Source organism: Chitinophaga sp. (genome assembly GCF_017745275.1).
In the GTDB taxonomy this organism is placed as follows: Bacteria; Bacteroidota; Bacteroidia; order Chitinophagales; family Chitinophagaceae; genus Chitinophaga.
In genome coordinates, this window is sequence record NZ_JAGHZS010000005.1 from 182,903 (window position 1) to 203,873 (window position 20,971).

General features: G+C 45.9%; 13 protein-coding genes. 7 read left to right on the top strand and 6 right to left on the bottom strand.

Going from position 1 to position 20,971, the window contains the following annotated elements; genetic code table 11:
- Positions 1–17: 17 nt before the first annotated feature.
- The 3 genes from J7623_RS15820 to J7623_RS15830 are packed head-to-tail and all read right to left on the bottom strand — an operon-like array spanning position 18 to position 5,284.
- Positions 18–1,076: a serine hydrolase domain-containing protein gene (locus J7623_RS15820; protein WP_291921970.1), complete on the bottom strand. Its 1,059-nt coding sequence runs from the start codon at positions 1,074–1,076 to the stop codon at positions 18–20.
- A gap of 20 nt (positions 1,077–1,096) precedes the next feature.
- Positions 1,097–2,419 (bottom strand): Bcr/CflA family multidrug efflux MFS transporter, encoded by a 1,323-nt coding sequence (locus J7623_RS15825; RefSeq protein ID WP_291921973.1) that lies wholly within the window; start codon positions 2,417–2,419, stop codon positions 1,097–1,099.
- Positions 2,420–2,434: 15 nt separating this feature from the next.
- Complete coding sequence (locus tag J7623_RS15830; protein ID WP_291921976.1) at positions 2,435–5,284, bottom strand: triple tyrosine motif-containing protein; 2,850 nt, start codon at positions 5,282–5,284, stop codon at positions 2,435–2,437.
- 177 nt (positions 5,285–5,461) lie between these two features.
- Here J7623_RS15830 and J7623_RS15835 point away from each other — a divergent pair, with 177 nt between their 5' ends.
- The 3 genes from J7623_RS15835 (at position 5,462) to J7623_RS15845 (ending at position 12,412) form a co-directional block, all read left to right on the top strand.
- On the top strand, positions 5,462–7,192 hold the full coding sequence (locus J7623_RS15835) for a cellulase family glycosylhydrolase (protein WP_291921978.1): 1,731 nt from the start codon (positions 5,462–5,464) through the stop codon (positions 7,190–7,192).
- A gap of 266 nt (positions 7,193–7,458) precedes the next feature.
- Positions 7,459–8,676: a family 16 glycosylhydrolase gene (locus J7623_RS15840; RefSeq protein ID WP_291921981.1), complete on the top strand. Its 1,218-nt coding sequence runs from the start codon at positions 7,459–7,461 to the stop codon at positions 8,674–8,676.
- 124 nt (positions 8,677–8,800) lie between these two features.
- Entirely contained in the window at positions 8,801–12,412 is a 3,612-nt protein-coding gene (locus J7623_RS15845) for a gliding motility-associated C-terminal domain-containing protein (protein ID WP_291921984.1), read from the top strand.
- A gap of 1 nt (position 12,413) precedes the next feature.
- Here the strand turns inward: J7623_RS15845 and J7623_RS15850 are convergent, their stop codons facing one another.
- Complete coding sequence (locus J7623_RS15850; RefSeq protein ID WP_291921986.1) at positions 12,414–13,085, bottom strand: MgtC/SapB family protein; 672 nt, start codon at positions 13,083–13,085, stop codon at positions 12,414–12,416.
- Positions 13,086–13,188: 103 nt separating this feature from the next.
- Between J7623_RS15850 and J7623_RS15855 the strand changes: the two genes are divergently transcribed.
- On the top strand, positions 13,189–14,097 hold the full coding sequence (locus tag J7623_RS15855; protein ID WP_291921990.1) for a hypothetical protein: 909 nt from the start codon (positions 13,189–13,191) through the stop codon (positions 14,095–14,097).
- Positions 14,098–14,173: 76 nt separating this feature from the next.
- Here the strand turns inward: J7623_RS15855 and J7623_RS15860 are convergent, their stop codons facing one another.
- The gene (locus tag J7623_RS15860) at positions 14,174–15,661 is read right to left on the bottom strand and encodes a succinate CoA transferase (RefSeq protein WP_291921993.1); all 1,488 of its coding nucleotides are present in this window, start codon (positions 15,659–15,661) and stop codon (positions 14,174–14,176) included.
- 177 nt (positions 15,662–15,838) lie between these two features.
- Between J7623_RS15860 and J7623_RS15865 the strand changes: the two genes are divergently transcribed.
- From J7623_RS15865 to J7623_RS15875, 3 genes are all read left to right on the top strand, one after another.
- Positions 15,839–16,258, top strand: coding sequence for a hypothetical protein (locus tag J7623_RS15865; protein ID WP_291921996.1), 420 nt, complete (start codon positions 15,839–15,841; stop codon positions 16,256–16,258).
- A 119-nt stretch (positions 16,259–16,377) separates the two neighbouring features.
- Positions 16,378–17,805: a DNA/RNA non-specific endonuclease gene (locus tag J7623_RS15870; RefSeq protein WP_291922000.1), complete on the top strand. Its 1,428-nt coding sequence runs from the start codon at positions 16,378–16,380 to the stop codon at positions 17,803–17,805.
- 387 nt (positions 17,806–18,192) lie between these two features.
- The gene (locus tag J7623_RS15875; protein ID WP_291922003.1) at positions 18,193–19,008 is read left to right on the top strand and encodes a glycosyltransferase family 2 protein; all 816 of its coding nucleotides are present in this window, start codon (positions 18,193–18,195) and stop codon (positions 19,006–19,008) included.
- A gap of 89 nt (positions 19,009–19,097) precedes the next feature.
- On the opposite strand, the gene J7623_RS15880 is transcribed toward J7623_RS15875, so the two are convergent.
- Positions 19,098–20,933: an ABC transporter ATP-binding protein gene (locus tag J7623_RS15880; RefSeq protein ID WP_291922006.1), complete on the bottom strand. Its 1,836-nt coding sequence runs from the start codon at positions 20,931–20,933 to the stop codon at positions 19,098–19,100.
- Positions 20,934–20,971 lie beyond the last annotated feature (38 nt).

Sequence of the window (20,971 nt, forward strand, 5' to 3'; positions counted from 1 at the left end):
AAAGATACAACTTCTCCTTAATTGCCGTAACGTGCTTCCAGTGCTTCCCTGAAATGTGCCAGGGCTTCGTATATATTATCGCGTTGTATATTGGTGAAAAACAGGTAGGCCCTGTTGGCGGTTTTATCAATTTGTACCGTTGTGATAAAAGTACCGGGATTGCCTGTATTTTCTGATAGCAGGTGCCCGGCGTCGTTCGTATGCCAGAACCAGCCCACCGCAAAGGAGGGAAGGCCGTAGTGCAGGAAGTTAAATTCGTTGGCATTAAGCAGGGAGGATTTTCCCGCGAAGCCTTTCAATTGTTCCTGTATGTACCGGGCGTAATCGGGGAGGGTAACATTAATATTCCCTGCTGCCATCAGCCAGTTGAGTTTATAATTGCCTGCAGGGGCTTCTGGTAGTCCATTGGCATCATGCCCCCAGGTTTGAGTGCTATCGGGGTAATTAGGGGCGCCAAATGCGAAATGTATATGTAGCGATTGCCCGAGGTCGCGGATAAGCTGTGGGTAGCTTTTATGTGATGCTTTTTCGAGCATCAGCCCAGCCAGTGCAAAGCCTGCATTGGTCAGGTTCAACGCAGCAGTATCTGTTACCGGCGGTTGTTGCAGCAGCCATTTCACAAATTCATAGCGTTGTTGTGCGTCGTTGCCCCTGATCTGTTGTTGCGTAGGCGCCGTGTTGGTATAGGTATAACGTGGCAGTTTATTACGGAAGGTGAGTGCCTGTAGCAGGGTGATATGGTAGTATGCCCGGTGACTTCCTTTTTTCAGTTCCGGGAAAAGGTCGAAGAAGGGGGTATCCCATGCCATCACTTTCTTTTTTACCAGCAGTGCAGCCACCATACCTGTGATAGCTTTGGTGTTAGAGCCAATGCGGAAACGATCGGCCAGGGTAGCAGGGACATCGCCTCTTTTATTGCCCAGCATTTCTATTTCCAGGATGCTATCGGCTGAAATCACAGCGTAGCCCAGGGCGGGAATGGCATATGCTTTCCGGATACTGTCGGCGAACGGTCTGAATGACTGTGCACCAGCGGTGAAAGACAACAGGAATAAGGCGAGGGTAGCTATCTTCATAAAATAAAAAAGGAAATCCTTTAATGGGCCATCGCAGTGCTTACATTACCGGTAGTCACAGCAGATTTAATATTTCTGCTGCAAGTTATTAAAATCAGCAATGCCACTAAAGACGATCCAAACATGGTGATCGCCATTGGGGTCGCAGTATGTGTGTTGTATAAGCTTACCACAGTAGATGCCAGGGAGCCAATTCCCATCTGGATGGCGCCCATCAGGGAAGAAGCGCTGCCGGCATTTTTAGTGAACGGTGCCAGTGATAGCGCTGCTGTATTGGGATTGATAAAACCGAGGCAGCACAGGAAGACAAACAACAATGTAATGATGCCGGCCAGGGATAACCAGTTGTTCCAGGCGCATACCACGAAAATAAGCCCGGTAATGGTTTGTGCTGTTAATGCTACCGGTACGATTTGCTGACTGGTAAAACGTTTCAGTAAAATACTATTGACCTGGCTGGAGCCAATCAATCCGATAGACAAAAAGGCGAAGATCCAGCCATAGGCTTTATCGCTCAGCTGATAAATATCCATGAAAACCTGTGGGGAGGCGGAAACATAGGCAAACAGCCCTGAGAAAGAGATGGCGCCGGCAAAGCAATACGTATAGAATTGAGGTTCGCTGATAACCTGCAGGAAGTTATTGATAATAGGCCTGGGTTTGAGCGACATCGACGTGTCGGGCTTATAGCTTTCCGGCAGCCAGAAAATGGTAGCCAGCAGGATCAGTGCACCCATAACCCCTAATACAAGGAAAACCGCATGCCAACTGAAGGCACTGGTCACATAGCTTCCTACCGTAGGCGCGATCATAGGTGAAGTACCTACTACCAGCATCAGCAGTGCAAATACTTTGGCATTTTCATTTACAGGAAACAGGTCACGCACCATGGCTACAGAAGCTACCGCCGCCGCACAACTACCAATCGCCTGCACAAAACGGAGCAGGATCAGGTTATTGAGCGAAGACACATAAATACAGCCTATGGAAGAGAGTACATAGAGTATCAATCCTATATATAGCGGTTTCTTTCTGCCGAAACGGTCCAGCAGCGGACCATACAGCAGTTGCCCTGCAGAAATGCCCACAAAGAAACTGGAAAGGGAAAGGGCCACCCTTGCAGGATCTACACCCAGTTCCTTGCCTATCGCCGGAAAGCCGGGCAGGTACATGTCAATGGAAAATGGTCCTAAAGCAGTAAGCGTACCTAATATTAAAATGAGCGAAATATATTTCGATCGGGAGTGTTCGTTGGCCAAGGTAAATATCTCTTTAAAAAATGCTCCGCAAAAATAAACATAAAACGTGAGGGAGGCCGGTGGCAATTGTCTGCTTCCTGTCAAGATCCTGTTATATTTTTATGATGCTTTGATGTCAATCAGAAAATCATACAATGGGATATCACCGGTGATATTTAATTTTTTGCGAAGCCGGTATCGGCTGGTTTCCACGCCCCGCACGGAGATGCCCATAGATTGTGCGATTTCTTTGGTAGTAAGATTTAAACGTAGGTAAGCGCATAGTTTTAGGTCCGTGGTAGATAGTTCCGGGTATACTTTTTTCAGTGTATGCAGGAAGTTATGATGTACTTCATCAAAGTGTTGTTCAAATTGTGCCCAGTCTTCTTCATTATCTTCCGCTTCTTCAAACAGCCGCAATACTTTTTTAAAATCCGGCAGTGCAGCGTTATCATTTATTTTTTTGATGCTTTCTTCCAGCTTCTCACGGATATTAGACAGCAGCTTTCCTTTCTGTACCTGGTGCATGGCGGCCGTGGCTAATTCTTTGTTTTTATGTTGTACATCTGCTTCCAGTTTTTCATTACGCAGTTGAATCAGTTGTTTTTCATTTCTTTCCAGCTCCAACTGGTGTTGAAAGATCAGGTGCTGTTGTTCCTGTTCATGTTTTGCTTTCTGCGCAGCAAATTTCTTTCGCTGCCTGCGAATGAGGAAGCCGATGAATCCCAGTAGCAACAGGATATAGCAAATCCATGCTGCATACGTTTGATACCAGGCAGGCAAAATGGTAAAGCTATAGGTGGCCGCGGGAGAAATGTTGCCGAGATTATCTTTCGCTTTCACCACGAAAGTATAGTGGCCGTAAGGAAGATTGGTATATTCTTTTTCCGTTTTAAGCGTCCATTCGCCGGGTTGCTTATCGAACCCAGACAACTGGTAACTGTAGGTGATATTATTTCCCTGCTCAGCAGCAGGAGCGGTATATTCAAAATGAAAGCTACTATAGGTATGCGACAACATAGCTTCCTGTGCAGGTTGGGCGGTATAGCCACCAAAAAGTAAAGTATCTTTTTTCCCAGTGGCTTTTATTTGTCCAAGCAGTACGGATAATCCACCAGGGTAGCTATTGTACTTTTTGTAATTAAGATGATAAATACCTTTATCGCCTGCAAAGAAAATATTCTCTTTATTGTAGGGATAGATGAATGGAAACCCGCTGGTAATTTTTCCTTCCAGTTCGGGAAACCAGGTAACGTTGTTACGCGCGGCGTTGATGACACCCGTTTTTTTCTCTGATACCAGCCAGATATTACCACTGCTGTCTTCCGTAAGATATTGTACGAGGCGTTTTTTTAACAGGGGATACAGGGAGGGAGAAGGAATGAAATGTTGTGTTTGATCGTCGTATTCATAGATCCCCTGTGCGGTGCCTGCCACTATTTTATTACCGATACGGAATACATAATTGTTATTGTTGGCAGGAAGCCCATCTTTTTGTGTAAACAACTGCGCATGTATAGTTGTATCATTTTGAAGGGTGAGCTGGTACACTCCCCGGTAGGGGTGCGACGACCAGAGCCGGTTTTTATTGTCCACGGCGAGGAAACGCAGTGTTTCAGATAAACCGTTGATATGCCTGACAACAGGCGTAGGATGGAATTGGATGGTGGACAGGCCATTATAAGTGCCTGCGATGATGTTGTTGCCCATAGGCAGGTATAGCCAGCAGCCCACGTCTTTCAGGATGGGAAATGCTTTATTCTCCCTGATCTCAAAAGTACCATCCTGGTGGGCCATTAATAATCGCTGTGCAATAGCAGAGAGATGCCATATCTGCCCTTTGGTATTGGCTACCTGTTGAAAGCTTCCTTTAGAAAAGCTAATGTCGGTGGTGCTATCCAATGCGCTGCTGTACAAGCCATCAGAGGTGCCGATATATAACCGGTGATTAAATACCTGGGCGGCATAGGTAGTAACAGAATTGTGTTTGTCAGGCAGAATTTGTTTGATGGCGGTGTTGTAGCGGATTTGGTCAATACCATTGTCCAGCGCCAGCCAGATATTTTGTTGGGGATCGCAGAACAGCCTGAGTACATTATTATTTTGCAATCCTTCTTCGATACTAAATTGCTGGATCACTTTTCCATTGGTTCCATCTATGATATAGCTACCTTTTGAAAATGTACCAATGGCCAGTTGCCCCTGGCGCATGGCGATGGCACAGTAAATACGGCTGGTGTGGAATATCTCGTCGGCGGAAGTGTGAAAAGGGATCAGTTGCTGGTGGCTGACTTTAAAAAGGCCATTTTTTTGGGTGGCAAGCAGCAGGGTATCTTCTTTTTCCTGCAGGATGGCCGTTATCATCAATTGTTGCCCGCCGGTTTGCGCACATATGCTTTGCCATTTGCCGTTGGTGAGTTTAACGAGTCCCTGTTGGTGGTCCTGGGCATACAGTCCATAAGGCGTGCTGGCCATGATCTTCCATTCCCAGGGAGCATTGTATACCTGTATCTGCTGATGGCGGTATTCAAAGATTTTAGTGTTGCTTCTGAAATAAACACCATTGTTGTATAAAGCAATATTCCAGATATCCGCAAATTGTGTTTGACCAGCAGGAATATTTTTTTTGAGAGAAGTATAAACAAGTATGCCGTTGTTGTCAGGATAAAAATAGCCGAATTCATCTTGTGCGCCAACATAAATACGTCCATCAGGCGCTACTTTCACTGCACGCACACAGGTATTGTTGGGCATGTGATACAGGTGCCAGTAGTTTCCGTTGAAAGTGATGAGTCCTTCATTATTTGCAAAGTACAGGATGCCACGGCTATCCATGTCTATATCCCAGGTTTGTCCGTTGCCCTGGTACTGCGCTTTGTTGTAATTAATAACAGGAGGCAGGCCAATGGTATTTTGTGCACAGAGCAGGTGAGCATGGAATATACAGGCCAGTAACAGGAAATACCTCATCGAAAGCGTTTTACTAAAAGTATCATTTTTTGTTGAAGTAGGGTAGTAGTAGGGGTGATCCATTCATAATCAATGCAATAAATGATTTTGAAGTAGAGATGACGTAGCTGGAAAAGTTACTTTTTCCGTTTTAATATAGATCTTGGAATCCTCATTATTTTCACAAATGATATTGTTATGATGCTGAAATTCCACGTATTGGCACTCATTTTTTTAATGGTATGCATAAGGTATACTAACGGGCAGGGCTACCTGAAAACGAAGGGAACCATTATTGTTAACGACCAAAATGAAAAAGTGATCCTCCGGGGTATGGGATTGGGTGGCTGGATGTTGCAGGAAGGATACATGTTCCGGCTGGGTAACATCGGGCAACAATATAAGATCCGGGCAAAAATCCAGGAACTGGTGGGGCCGGAAAGAACGGAGGCATTTTATGAAGCATGGCTGAACAACCATACCACCAAAGCTGATATTGATTCCCTGGCGGCGTGGGGATTTAACTCCGTTCGGCTGCCAATGCACTTTAACCTATATACGTTACCGGTAGCGTCAGAGCCGGTGGCCGGGCAAAATACCTGGCTGGAAAAAGGGTTCGTTTTAACCGATAGTTTACTGCAATGGTGTAAGGCCAATCACCTGTACCTCATACTGGATCTGCATGCTACGCCCGGAGGGCAGGGAAACGATTTGCCTATTTCCGACAGGCACCCCGAACAACCGTCTCTCTGGGAAAGCGAAGCAAACCGTTATAAAACCATTGCCCTGTGGCGGAAGCTGGCAGAACGTTATGCCAACGAGCCCTGGATTGGCGGATACGATATTATCAATGAGCCGAACTGGGGATTTGAAGATACAGCTGATACCCGTGGTATGAAAGAAGCCAAAAATATTCCGCTAAAGCAGTTGATGCAGGATATCACCAAAGCGATCCGGGAAGTAGATAAAAAGCATATCATTATTATAGAGGGAAATGGATTTGGCAATAATTACAATGGCATCCTGCCTGCCTGGGATGATAACATGGTATTGAGCTTTCATAAGTACGGCAATTTCACGGATGTATCTACCATCCGGCATTTCCTGGAACTGCGCGAACAATACCAGGTACCGCTTTGGTTGGGAGAATCGGGAGAGAATTCCAATAACTGGTATACACATACCATTGGCATGGTGGAAGGACAGGATATTGGTTGGGCATGGTGGCAGTTGAAGAAAATGGGCAGTAACCAGCCATTGGAAATACCGGCACCTGCAGGCTATTCGGCTATCCTGGAGTATTGGAATGGCAAAGGCCCGGCGCCAACGCCCGATGTGGCCTGGGAAACGCTGCAGGAATTGGTACGTAATACAAGGATCGATCATAATATTTATCATAAAGATGTTACCGATGCTATGTTCCGGCAGGTATATTCCACGGAAACCATTCCTTTTAAGGCGCATGTGATAAAAGATAAAGCCGTGATCCAGGCAGTAGATTATGATTTAGGAAGAAATTTATCTGCTTATGCCGACATGGATACAGCCAGTTATCACTATACACCGGGGGTAAATACACAAGGCAACCGGGGATACACCTGGCGTAATGACGGGGTGGACATTCAAAAAGACGGAAACGACTTTGTGGTATTCCATATAGAAAATGGTGAGTGGCTGCAATATACGGCCACCGTTACAGCGGCAGGCGTTTATACGCTGCGGGTAAGGCTGGATGGTGACAATGGCCGTTTTAATATCATTGACAACGGTAAAACATTGGCTGCCGACATCGCCGTTCCTGCCAATACAAAAGGATGGCAAACGGTGGAACTCAAGAATATTCAACTGGCGCAGGGTACGCATCAATTGCGTATCCGCTTTTCAGCAGGGGTAGATCGCTTTAGCGCGATCACTTTTGCAAAGCAATAGCTGGTGTTAACTGCCGGATTTTGAAGATGTGAAAAGCAGGGCAGAAGGTTGTGTAACGCTACATTCATGGTTTTCCTGTCCTCTTTTTGCATCTCTCAAAATATTGGAATACCCATCTGGCAAAGGTTTTTAGCCCGACGTACATTTGACGTAGCCCTAAATTTTGTTACCCACCCAACAAGCTGCAAATTTATGCCACTTGATAAAATGATTCCACGTAGATCCATTAACCCGTATTTGTTCACCTTCATTTAATTGTAAATTCCATGAAAACAAAATTGTTAATCGTTGGCGTAGGTGCTTGCCTGTTAGCCAGCATCACTATTTCCTCCTGTACTAAAGAGGCAAAGAAAACAACATCACCGGAAACCCTGAAAACTAAACCTGCAGCAGTGGTGCAGGCAGTAGCTGCTGCTTACCAGTTGATTTGGTCAGATGAATTTGACGGCAACAGCGTTAACACCTCCAAATGGTCTTTTGAAACCGGTCCGGGTGTTAATAATGAGAAGCAATATTACCAGGCGGCCAATGCATCCGTGAGCAATGGTAACCTGGTGATTACGGCTAAGAAACAAAGCGTCAACGGCTGGGCGTATACCTCTGCCCGTATGAATACTGCCGGGCATTTTACCACGAAATATGGCCGCATAGAAGCGCGTATTAAACTGGCTTCCGGCCAGGGATTATGGCCTGCTTTCTGGATGCTGGGCAACAACATTGGTTCGGTAGGCTGGCCCAAATGCGGCGAAATTGATATTATGGAGCAGGTAAATACCAGTAACACCATCTATGGTACCATTCACTGGGATGCCAACGGACATGTTTCCTATGGAGGTACTACCAGTACCACTATTACAGATTATCACGTATATGCGGTAGAGTGGGATGCCAGTGCGATCCGCTGGTATGTGGATGGCAATCAATATGCTACGGCGAATATCCTGAATAATATCAACAGCACCGAGGAGTTTCACAACGACTTCTTCATTATCCTGAATATGGCCGTGGGAGGCGATTTTCCGGGCCAAACGATTGATGAAAGCAAGTTGCCGGCGAATATGTACGTGGATTATGTACGGGTGTACTCCATGACCAATAGCGGTGGCACTGCACCAGTGGGTAGTACCATTACGCTGAAAGGCTTTAACAACGCCTACGTAAGTGGAGAAAATGGTACCCAGCCGATGACCTGCAACAGGGCTACTGCACAGGCCTGGGAACAATTTGCGGTGGAAGATGCCGGCGGTGGAAAAGTGGCATTGAAAAGCCAGGGTAAGTATGTATCGTCCGAAAACGGCGTAAACCCTATTACGTGTAACCGTACCAGTGTGGGCGACTGGGAAAAGTTCGACTGGATAGTGAATTCGGACGGTTCTGTCTCTCTAAGGGGCAATAATGGCAAATATATATCGTGTGAAAACGGCACACAGGCCATGACCTGCAATCGCGCTACAATTTCCGGATGGGAAGCATTCCGGTATTGAATTTTTAGGGTGATGGATCCGGGCTGGCTGTTTTTACAGCCGGCCCTTTTTTTAGGCCCACATAATAAGTTTATTGATTAGTAAAAATGAATATATATTTGTGCATCGTTAATATCTGTCGTCGATGCATTTGCCAGCTTTGAAAAACCTCAGCGTATCGCTATTGCTATGCCTCTTATTGCCTGTTGTCTTAAAAGCACAGGAAGGAATGCCTGCTACTGTTCGCGCCTGCGGCGTAGACGCCTTACAGGAGTTATGGCGCAAAGACGCTTCTTTCCTGGCCCGGGAACGGGCTATTGACCAGGCCATCTTACAAAAACAATATGTCCGTATACCGGGAGCACCACGGCAAGCCCCGGGAACCGTTATTTTACCGGTAGTATTTCACATTATCAATGAAGATCCCACGGCATATACGGATGCAGAGATCATAGCGGCCCTGAAGCTCTTAAATGACGCCTACGGTGCCACTGGTGCATTTACCGGCGCCCGTACCGATACCAAAATCCAGTTTTGCCTGGCCCAAACAGCACCTGATGGTGGTAAAACTACCGGCATTGTGCGGGTCCATTCCTATTTATCAGACTTTGACAATGAAATGGAAGGCGGGGATCTGACCGCCCTTGGCAGATGGGATCCCAGCCGGTATGTAAACATCTGGGTGGTAAAGGATATTAAGTCGGAGTATATGCAAAGCTTTTCCTGTGGCCAATGGACCCGCCTGAAAATGGGCGGCTATGCCAGTGCAGGCGGTGATATTGTGGTGGCCGGCGTTGGCGTGGGCTTATTGGCGCATGAAATGGGACACTACCTGAGTCTGTTGCATACTTTCGGTAACCAGGATTGTAAAAATGATGATTGTTTGGTAGATGGAGATAAGGTGTGTGATACACCGCCGGAGAAGACCATTACCGGTGGCTATGCCTGTAGTGTACCCCAAAATTCCTGCAGCACAGATACATTGTCGGGTTTCACCGTAGACGTGCCGGATCTCCCGGATAACTTTATGGATTACGGGCAGGGAACAGGTTGTATATTATCTTTTACGGCGGGGCAGGCCACGCGTATGCATGATTTTATAGACGTGGCTTTAGCCGGGATGCTGACCAGCACTGTTTGTAACCAGCCCTGTGCCGATAATATCATCGCTGGTTTTACCAAAGATAAAGATTACCCGGTCATAGGAGATGTAGTTACTTTTACCAGTACCAGTACCGGCGGAAATACTTATCAGTGGCTGGTAGACGGCGTACCCGCCGGTAATGGTCCTACTATGCAGCTGACCGTTACTGCAAAGAAGAATTATGCCGTTACCTTGCGTGTATCCAATACCGGTAGTTCCTGTTTTGTTACTGCCGATGACATGGTGCCGGTGAGTTGTGGTGTGGTAGCCCGTTTCTGGCCCAGTAAAAGAGTGATTGCATCCAAAGACAATATTCAACTGGACAGTGTTTATTTTAATAATCGTTCCCGCAACGCCACCAGCTGGAGCTGGTTGATGAGTAACGACAAGGGGATGACGGAGCAGGTGATCAGTACCGATGAACAGTTGAAGTATGTTTTTAAGATACCCGGAATCTACCATGTTCGTTTAGCCGCTACCGATGGGCATTGTTTTGACACTACCAATATGGTACAAATCAGGGTTGATGATCCTACGGCGGACGGCGCAGTGTATGTTACCAGGATAGAATGCTATCAGCAAACCAAAGTTAAAGTCACATTCTATGCCCACAATTTTGGTTACCAAACGATTCCTAAAAATACACCGGTCACTTTTTATGATGGAGATCCGCGGGTAGCAGGTACGCAGAAATTAACCACCTGGCCGTTATCGGAAGATATTCCCGGGAAATGTTCCACTGGCTGGCTATCGGCGGTAGTAGACGCCGGACGCGCAGGTATAGATACACTTGGTGTGGTGCTGAATGATGATGGTTCGGCTTTGCCGCCCACCTTCACCAATACCACCGTGGTGGAAACAAATTATGCTAACAATATCAGTGTAAAGCATGGCTTTAAATTCAAGGTAGCTTTAGATCCGGCGGAATATACACTCACACCGGAACAGCAGGTAGTGTTGAAACCCAAAGGTGCCAATGGTACCATACAAAGTGGCAAATGGACGGGTGATTATCTTAGTTGTAGCAACTGTGTGGATGCTACCTTTACGGCGCCTTACCGAAAAGATACCGTAACTACTGTACAGGTGCTGGCTTATACACAGAATGCCTGCTACGATAGCACCACCGCCAAAATACATATTCCTGTTGTAGATGATTATACCGTGCAGATGAAAAACGTTGATTGCGCCAGCGGCAATAATTTACATGTGGATTTTTCGCTGTGTAATTTATACAGTAAAGGAAATATCCCTGCACAGCTAACGGTATCATTTTATGACCGGTCGCCGGCTGATCCTGCCGCTGTATTGCTAAGTAATAGTTTTATCACCCCGTTGCAGAGTGCAACAGCCTGTGCAGATTATGGCAGTTATATCAAGCAAACCAACACCGGCGATATATATGCCATTGTGAACCGGGATCGCACAGTGCATCCACCGGAAACGGGATTGAATGAAGCCCGTTTTGATAATAATACACATCGTTGGCAGTACCAGGTGCCAGCTGTATCTATGTTCCCTAAGGACTCTATAGTAATCCGGAAAGCCGCTTTCCCGCTGTATTATAAAACGACCGCTTTTACACCCGCCGGTATTTTATGGTCAAACGATGACGCCTATACGCTGAGTTGTTATACTTGTCCGGAACCGCAGGCGAAGATGAAAGACAGTGCTTTTGTGAGTGTGCAGTTGACGAATAAATATGGCTGTGTGGTAAAGGATAAACAGTATGTGCGCATTTACCCGCCTGACTTTACCATTGATCTGCAGAAAGCAGAATGTTATGATAACGGGCATGTGCTGGTAAACTTTAAAATATGCACCAACAATGGATACGACAGCATTCATTCCGGCGTACCGGTGTCTTTTTATAATGGAGATCCCGGCAATGAGCGTACTGTTTTATTGTCGCCGTTATTTTATACCCCTGTAACCGCAGGTGTTTGTTATGATTTTACAACGTTATTAAGCGCTCCCAATAGCGATGCTATTGCGGCGGTTGTGAATAAGCAAAAGGACTTCGTGAAGGATGAAACGGACTATACCAACAACCAGTCGGACCTGTTGTATACGCCTTTTACTGTCAGTTTGCGTCCTTCATTGATTGAGTTGCCCCGGCCTGCCGCGGTGAATCTGCATGCGTTAGTGGAAGGCGGCCCTGCCACTTCTTATGCATGGACACCTGCCACTGGCTTATCATGTACTGCCTGTGCGTGGCCGGTAGCCAATACGGCTTCGTCTATGCGCTATACCGTGACTGCGGGTAACCAGTATTACTGCACAGATACGGCGTCGGTGTATATTAAAACATCTGTGGCGGCAGGGATTACTATGCCGAATGCTTTTACGCCTAATGGCGATGGACAGAACGATTGGTTTTACGTGATTGGTGGCTGGGATATCAAACAGATAAGAGACTTCAGCATTTATAACCGCGTCGGTAATAAGATATTTGAAATGCATAATACACCTGCAAACGACAGGAGTTACGGATGGGACGGTAACATCAAAGGGCAGCCAGCACCTATTGGTACCTACGTGTATATGGCAACGGTAGAGTATCTGGATGGTACCACTCAGTTGGTGAAAGGTGTGGTGACACTGATCCGTTAAATCAGTTGTTCCAGATCACCTGTTTAACGCCTTCATCTGTTTGTATGTCTGCGATGAGTTTGCCAACAAGGGCTTTATCCATGCTTTTGAAACGAATGATAATATAGAACAGGCTATCGGCTTGTTCTATATTGCAGGACATAATATTGAGGGCGGTGTTTTGAAAGAGTTTATCTACTACTTCCAGTGATTTGCTTCTTTCCTGTGTGATAATACGAATGCTTTTTTGTTCGAACCGCGAAAGAAATTTTTTCTCTATAGGCTGGAGTAACCAGAGAATGACAATAGCAATGGCGGTGGCGATAAATGCCGCTGCGTATAAACCTCCGCCGGTGGCCAGCCCGATGGCAGCTACCGTCCACAATCCTGCAGCAGTAGTAAGCCCTCTGATTACGCCTTCTTTCAAAAATAAAATAGTACCCGCACCGATAAATCCAATTCCACTGATGACTTGTGCTGCCACCCTGGAAGGATCCAGTACTACATTGGAAGTACTTAATACATCAGCGAAACCGTAAGCAGACACGATCATAGTAAGGGCGGCGCCCACCGCTACCATCATATGAGTTCTCAGGCCGGCGGCCCAATCCTTGCGCTCTCTTTCCAGTCCTATTATACCACCGAAAATTGCTGCCAGCGCTAATCGTTGTAATATTTCTGTCCAGGGTATCATGCTACTAATTTACGCAATAATGTGCGGTTATTATTTCAGTCGTATAGGCGTTGTGTTAAAGCTTTCAAAATTGTATCTTGGGAGATACCATTACATTTTCCATATGCGGATACGTATCATTTCCACGTTATTTATCATGGCCTTGCTGATGTCTGTAACCGGACGTACGCAGGTAAAACTGCAAACGGTATCGCCGGAATTAACCGGCGCCGGATTAACACAGATACATACTCCTCACCTGGTTGCTACGCCGGGGTTAAAGAATAATCGCCACCAGTTGCTGGTGATGATACCCGGTACCGGTGGCAGCGCCGACTGCAGAGCGTTCCGGGTTTTCGACAGTAGCTTTGCCGTGATGGGATATTATGTAGTGACGCTGGATTATCCTAATAATGTGATTACTACCACTTGTTCCAAAAGTGAAGACAGTACCTGTTTTGATCATTTCCGGCAGGAAATTATGTTTGGCACGCCGGTGAGTGATAAGGTAGCGGTAGATACCCTGAATAGTTTGGTGAACCGGTTAACAAAGCTGTTGCAATACATGGCTGCAAAAGATGTGCGTTGGAAGGAGTTTACAGCAAAGGGAAAGCCCCTCTGGGATAAGATCATTGCTGCCGGGCATTCGCAGGGAGCGGGTCACGCGGCTTATATGGGTAAGCAGTTTAAGTTAAGGGGTGTTTTAATGTTTTCCGGTCCGCAGGATTATCTTGTGAATTTTAATATGCCTTCACGCTGGCAGCGGGAAAGTGGACATACGCCGGTGAACCGGTATTATGCATTTCTGCATGTCAGGGATCCGTTTAATTTCAGTTACCAGGTGGCAGACGTAACTGCGATCAATCATCAACAGGTAACCGACACTACCATGGTGCAACCGCAGGTGGCGGTGAAGTCGACCCGTCATATACTGGTAACGGACACGGATAAAGCAGAGCCACACGGATCTACGCTGGGCGTGCAGTTTTTGCCGGTATGGCGGTATATGATCTTTGGGGCGGGACGTCAATAAAAGAACAAAAAAAGAAAGCCGGTGGCCCGGCTTCTTTTTATTCATCACACACTATCAAACTACACAGGAAATGGTTCTAATGCATGGTTCCGTTTTCCTTAAAGCGGGCATGCCAGCTAAGGGCCTCCTGTAAGAGGTGAGGGGTTTGTCCCCCTGCTTTACAGGCATTGGAAAAATAATCGTTCAGTTCATCACGATAGCTGGCGTGTGCGCAGTTATTTATCAATACTTTGGCGCGTTCCCGTGGGGCAAGCCCACGGAGATCGGCTAACCCGTTTTCTGTTACAAAAATGTCTACGTCGTGTTCTGTGTTGTCTATATGTGAAGCCATTGGTACCACGTGTGAGATGGCGCCGGCTTTGGAAGATGACTGTGTAACAAAGATGCTGAGGAAGGCGTTCCGGGCGAAGTCGTTGGAGCCGCCGATTCCATTCATCATATGGGTACCACCGATATGTGTAGAGTTTACGTTGCCGTAAATATCACATTCAATAGCGGTGTTGATGCTGATAACGCCCAGCCGGCGTATTACTTCTGCTGCGTTACTGATATCCTGTGGCCGTAATACCAGGTGTGGCTTATATTTTTCAAAATTGCTGAATACGCGGTGGTAACAATCCTGTGATACTGTGATAGAGGAGGCGGATGCAAAGTTGAGTTTGCCGGCATCTATCAGGTTAAAGGCACTGTCCTGGATTACCTCGGAATACATGGTGAGATGGTGAAAGTTGCCATCTATAAAGCCTTCCATCACAGCATTGGCAACCTTGCCAATGCCGGACTGCAAAGGTCTGAGGGAATGAAGGAGCCGTCCCTTTTTTATTTCATGATCAAAGAACTGCAGCAGGTGTGCGGCGATGGCGCGTGTTTTGTCGTCCCGTTCATTGATGGCGGCAGGGCTATCGGTTGTTTCGGTAAATACGATGGCCGCAATTTTAGCGGGATCCACCGGGATGGCGCTGGTACCGATGCGTGTGCCCGTTTCCGTTATTGGAATGAGCTGTTTGTCAGGCCAGGTGCCGGCGGAAAAAATATCGTGTATGCCCTGCAGTGAGAGGGGAACCGAAGTATTTATTTCCACAATAATTTTATTGGCGGCTGCCGCGAAGGTGGGGGAGTTGCCTACTGAAGTAGTGGGCACAATGCTGCCATCTTCGTTTATCAGCAGGGCTTCTATGATTGCGATATCGATGCCCGGAATAATTTTTTCGTGGATGATTTCTGCGCTTTCGCCGAGGTGTTGATCAATGAACAGCACTTCACCATTGTTGATTCCCTGGCGGAGAATAGGATCTACCTGGAAGGGCATTCTTTTTTGCAGTACGTGTGCCGCCGTGAGGAGTCCATCTGTACCGTGGCCGAGGGAGGCGCCGGTGAGCAGGGTGATCTGGAGGGGATCTGAGGCAGCACGCGTTGCCAGCGCTTTTAATACCGCTTTGCTGTCGCCCGCTTTGGTAAAACCACTGGACGCCACCACCATTTTATCCCTGAATAATCCTGCTGCTGCTGCTGCAGTTGTGACCCTGTCTTCTAGCCCTGTTTTTTTGATTCTCTCGTTGTACATGGTGCGTGGAAATCGCAGTTGTGATTTGAGACGCAAAAATACGCTGCGCTTTGCTGGCCGATCTGCGTTTTGGGGCCAATATTTTGTTTAATCCGGCCACTTCGCTTTTGAATAGATTTCGTTATATTTAGTTGAGCATCAATATCCATTATCCACTATTTTAAAAAATCCCCTGTCATGAAGAAAATCATTCTTGCCATTTCATGTGTTTGTTTTTTGGGAATCGCCTCCGTGCAGGCGCAAAGTATTTTAGACCAGGCTAAAAAAACGGCTGGCAGTGCAGCCACTGGTAGTACATTTAATGTAGGCAGTATTGCGAGCAGTATTATGGGACAGCTTACACCTTCATTGGCGCTCACTGCTGCGCAGCAACCGAAAGTACAGAACCTGCTGACAGGTTTTCTGAAAAAGAAAGCAGCGATATTACCGTTACAGCAATCTAACCCCAGCGCCTATACGTCGAAATTCGGAGGCCTGCAAAAAGGAATTTTTTCGAAGTTGAAAACATTATTAACGCTGAGTCAGTATACCAAATTCCTGGGGCTGAAGCCCAAAGTGAATGACGCAGCAAATGTGCTGTCGCAGTTGTTTTATTGAGCATAAAGCAGAAGGCACCAGGCGAAAAGCTATTGAGGTGGATGACGTCCATCTCAATAGCTTTTTGCTTTGTTTTTTTTTGATTTCTTCCATTATCTTCGCGGCCGTTCGAATTTACTATGCCAAAAAAGAAGAAGAAAAAGAAGAATCAAGGATTCAGTAGTTTAGCCGTTGTTGTTATACTGTCTATCGCTGCTTTTGCGGTGACTACCTGCTCCCGGAAAGTCACGGGAGATAAGCCTGTTAAAGAGAAGCATACTACCCGGAAAACATCTCACAAAAAAAATGACAAGCCACGTAATGTTACTCCTTTGCTGGCGGAAGACTTTGAGGCAGGGTCCAAAACTAATTACAACAATGCAACGGTGGAGTTATCCAGTGGTACCTGGAAATTTAAGGATGCAGTAACCGGTGGACTGGAAGAAGATCATAAAGCCGGTGATCAGGCGTTGCGTATCCGTAATACAGGTATGGCGGGGATGAATTTTGATATTGCCGTGAATGGTACGGTGACGGTTACACTAAAGTACGCGTTGTATGGTGCAGATGAAAAAGGAGAATGGGAATTATGGGCATCTGTAAACCAGGGGCAGAGTTATTTTCGTGTAGGGGATGCCGTGAGCGTTACATCTGCTACGCTGCATACAGCTACATTTACGGTGGCAGCTACCCGCACTATCCGGTTTGATATCAGGAAAACGGACAAAGGCAGCAGCAGGCTGAACTTTGATGTATTCCGGGTAATGCCAGGTGGAAAGCTGGAAACTGGTACGCCTGTTATTAAACCTGCGGATGGAGATGATGATAATATGTTGTTGGGTAATCCCAGTAACGCAGTAGCGTCGTTAGTGATGGCCAACAATTACCTGATGGATAAAGGATATTACAGGTTATCTTATAATAGTGAGAAGGGAACGCCTAATTGGGTGAGCTGGCACGTGTCGCGCCGGGATCTCGGGAAAATGGCCAGGGCCAACGACTTCAGGCCGGACGCGGACTTGCCTGGCAACTGGTACCAGGTATCCCAGGCCAGCTACATAGGTAGTGGTTTCGACCGCGGGCATAATTGTCCTTCCGGTGATCGTACGGCCACCAGGGCGGCTAACGAAGCTACCTTCCTGATGACGAATATGGTTCCGCAGGCGCCCAATCATAATCAGCATTTATGGAAGAACCTGGAGGACTACACGCGGGAACTGGTAATGGATGGTAACGAGGTGTATGTGATTATGGGGAGCTATGGCCGTGGCGGTATTGGCAGCAAAGGGGCGGCGAAAGCAATCGATCATAACCGCGTGAATGTACCGGATCATATCTGGAAAGTGATGGTGGTGTTGCCTGAAGGAGGTAACGACTTAAAGCGTATTAATAAAAATACCCGGATTATTGCGGTGAATACGCCGAACCGGAATGATGTGAATACGAGATGGTCGGCTTACCTGACTTCAATAGAGGAGATAGAAAAGTTGACCAAATATAAATTACTGGATAAAGTACCATTGGCAGTAAGGCAGGAGCTGGTAAAGAAGGTAGATGGGGGAGAATGATGATAAAAAAATATTATGTGGTTATGGTAATTATGTTATAAATTGCATAAAATTATTATGTTTTTATCGTTTAAACCCTTTAGCCATAGAAAAGTCATGATAAGTTTTAAAATAGCCAGTTTGGCACAATTTTGTTGAAAGTCTGTAGCAACTTGTAACTTATTGTATCCTTGAAACGTTTATAAGTAATAAGCTAACTTAAATATAACTGACTAATTTATAGCGGAATGAGCCTACACATTTCGTGACTAAATGAAGAGAAAAGCTGCATCATCCAGGCACACGATAGAGAGGTATATTGCGTAATAAATTGCTATAAAGGAGCGTTATATAAATAGAAAGATAGCGACGTGAGCATTTTAAACATTAAATTTATATTTAATTAATATGGAGGAAAGAGTGTCGGTAGCCTTACTTGTTACAACATACAACTGGCCGGAAGCCCTAAAGCTGGTGCTGGAAAGTGTACTGGTTCAAACCGTGCTCCCGGATGAGGTGATCATTGCGGATGATGGCTCGGGAGAAAGTACCAGGGCTGTTGTAGATGCTTTCAGACAAAAGACGTCCATCCCAGTAAAGCATTTCTGGCATCCTGATGAAGGTTTTCGAAAAACGATTATCATTAACCAGGCCATAACCGGAACTTCATCAGACTATATTATTCAGATCGACGGCGACATTGTGATGCATGAGCTTTTTATAAAAGATCATATCAGTGAAGCAGAAAAGGGATATTATATCCGTGGTAGCAGGGTATTGCTGCCGGAGGAAATAACGAAGAGGTGTTTGGTAAACGGTAGTTTTGAGCCGGTATCTACCTTTAGTAAAGGGGTACGTAACCGGATTAACTCGCTTCGCATTCCATTTCTGGCCCCATTGGTAATTAAGAAAACAAAGCGTTCGAGAAACTGGATTGGCTGTAATTGTGCTTTCTGGCGTGAGGACTTTTTAAAGGTAAATGGTTATAATAACGAACTCAAGGGCTGGGGACATGAAGATATAGAACTGGCTGCCCGTTTTATCAATTCTGGTCTTTATCAGAAGAAAGTGAAGTTAAAAGCAGTATGCTACCACTTGCATCATCCGTTTAATTCACGCGTACACGAAAATATTAATTACAGGGTTTACCTGGATACTTTAAATCAAAAGATTGCTTACTGCTCTAATGGTTACCACCACCAGCTGGCTACTGAAGGAGTATAAAAGATAAAGCCGGAAGTTATAAAAGAAAATGACCAGAGCGTAAAGGTATTACTACCCGCTCTGGTCATTTTCTTTTATAATTTCCGGCTTTAAGCTTCTTCTTTATCGGTATTAAATGTTTGCATATCGATCAGGCGTTTATAAATACCACCATTATTAAGAAGTTGCTGGTGGGTGCCTTGTTCGGCGATTTGGCCGTTATCCAGCACTATAATGAGATCTGCGTTTTGAATGGTGCTCAACCGGTGTGCAATCACCAGGGAAGTGCGGTTTTTCATGAGGTTATTAAGGGCTTCCTGTACCAGTTTCTCGGATTCAGTATCCAGTGCAGAAGTTGCCTCATCCAGCAACATCAATGGAGGATTGGAAAGTACCGCCCGGGCGATGCAGATACGCTGACGTTGCCCACCGGACAGCTTAGAGCCTTTATCCCCGATGTTCGTTTCATAGCCGTTTTCTGTATTCATGATAAATTCATGCGCATTGGCTATCCTGGCCGCAGCTTCTACTTCAGCAGCAGTAGCTGCCGGTTTGGCGAATGCGATGTTATTAAAGATCGTATCGTTGAAGAGGATAGACTCCTGGTTCACCACACCCATCAGGGCACGGAGAGATTCCATTGTAACAGACTTCAGGTTTTTGCCATCGATGAGCACACTGCCTTGCTGAGGATCCATAAAACGGGGGATTAAGTCCATCAAAGTGGATTTACCTCCACCGGAAGGGCCTACCAGCGCAACGTTGCTGCCTTTGGGGATAGTGAGATTAATATTATTGAGAATGGTTTTATCGGAATAGGAAAACGATACATGCTCGAACCGGATATTGTCTTCGAAACTGGTGAGAACAGTTGCATCCGGTGCGTTCATGACTTGTGATTTTTCGTCTATCAGGCTTAACACCCTTTCACCTGCAGCAATACCGGTGTGGATACCGGTGAAAGCGGTGGAAATAGCCTTGGCCGGACGCATGACCTGGGAGAAGAGTGCAATATACACGATAAAGGTAGATCCGTCCATCTCTCCCTGGTTATTAATAATCAGTGAACCACCATATAATACGATACCTGCCACCATTAATACTCCCAGGGTTTCTGACACAGGCGATGCCATTTGTTGCCTTTTAGCCATGTCGCGGGAAATCTTTGAGTACTTGCGGTTTTGTTTGTCGAATCGATCCGTTATAAAATTTACCGCATTGAATGCTTTTACAATGCGGATACCGTGTAGTGCTTCATCCAGGTAACTAATCATTACACCATAGGTTTCCTGAGAAGCGGAGGCCTGTGCTTTCAGCTTTCTGACAATCCTGCTGATAATGAGTCCGGCTACCGGAATTACCAGCATAGAGATCAGCGTTAATTTATAAGAGATCAGGAACAGCATCACGAGGAATGAGATGAGGGTGGCGGGTTCTTTAAATAATACCTGCAGCGTGCCTGTTACTGTATATTGTACTACCTGTACATCGGAAGCGATTTTAGAGATGATATCTCCCTTTCTTTCATTACTGAAATAGCCCAGATGAAGGTTCATGACATTATTGAATACACTTTTGCGCAGGTTCAGTAAGGTCTGGATCCGCAGGCTTTCCATGGTACGTTCTGCAAAGTAACGGAACACATTTCCCAGTAATACAGAGATGCCGATAACTGCGCATACAAATTGCAAACTCATCAGCCTTCCGTATTCGTGCGATACAAATGTGGTGTAGTGTCTGAAAACTTCAAATATTTTGAAGTAACTATCCGGCATTGGAGCTACTTCCGTGGAGGCTGTTTTAGTAAATAAGGTGTCAAGTAAAGGAGCCAGCAGGGCCAGATTCAGGGTACTGAATAATACCGCCAGCAATGTGCAGATGATATAGGGGATAGCGTATTTGTTAATTGGTTTAGCAAATGATAAAAGCCGGAAGTATGTCTTCATATTTAAATAATAATCGTAAATGATTAAATGCCGCATAA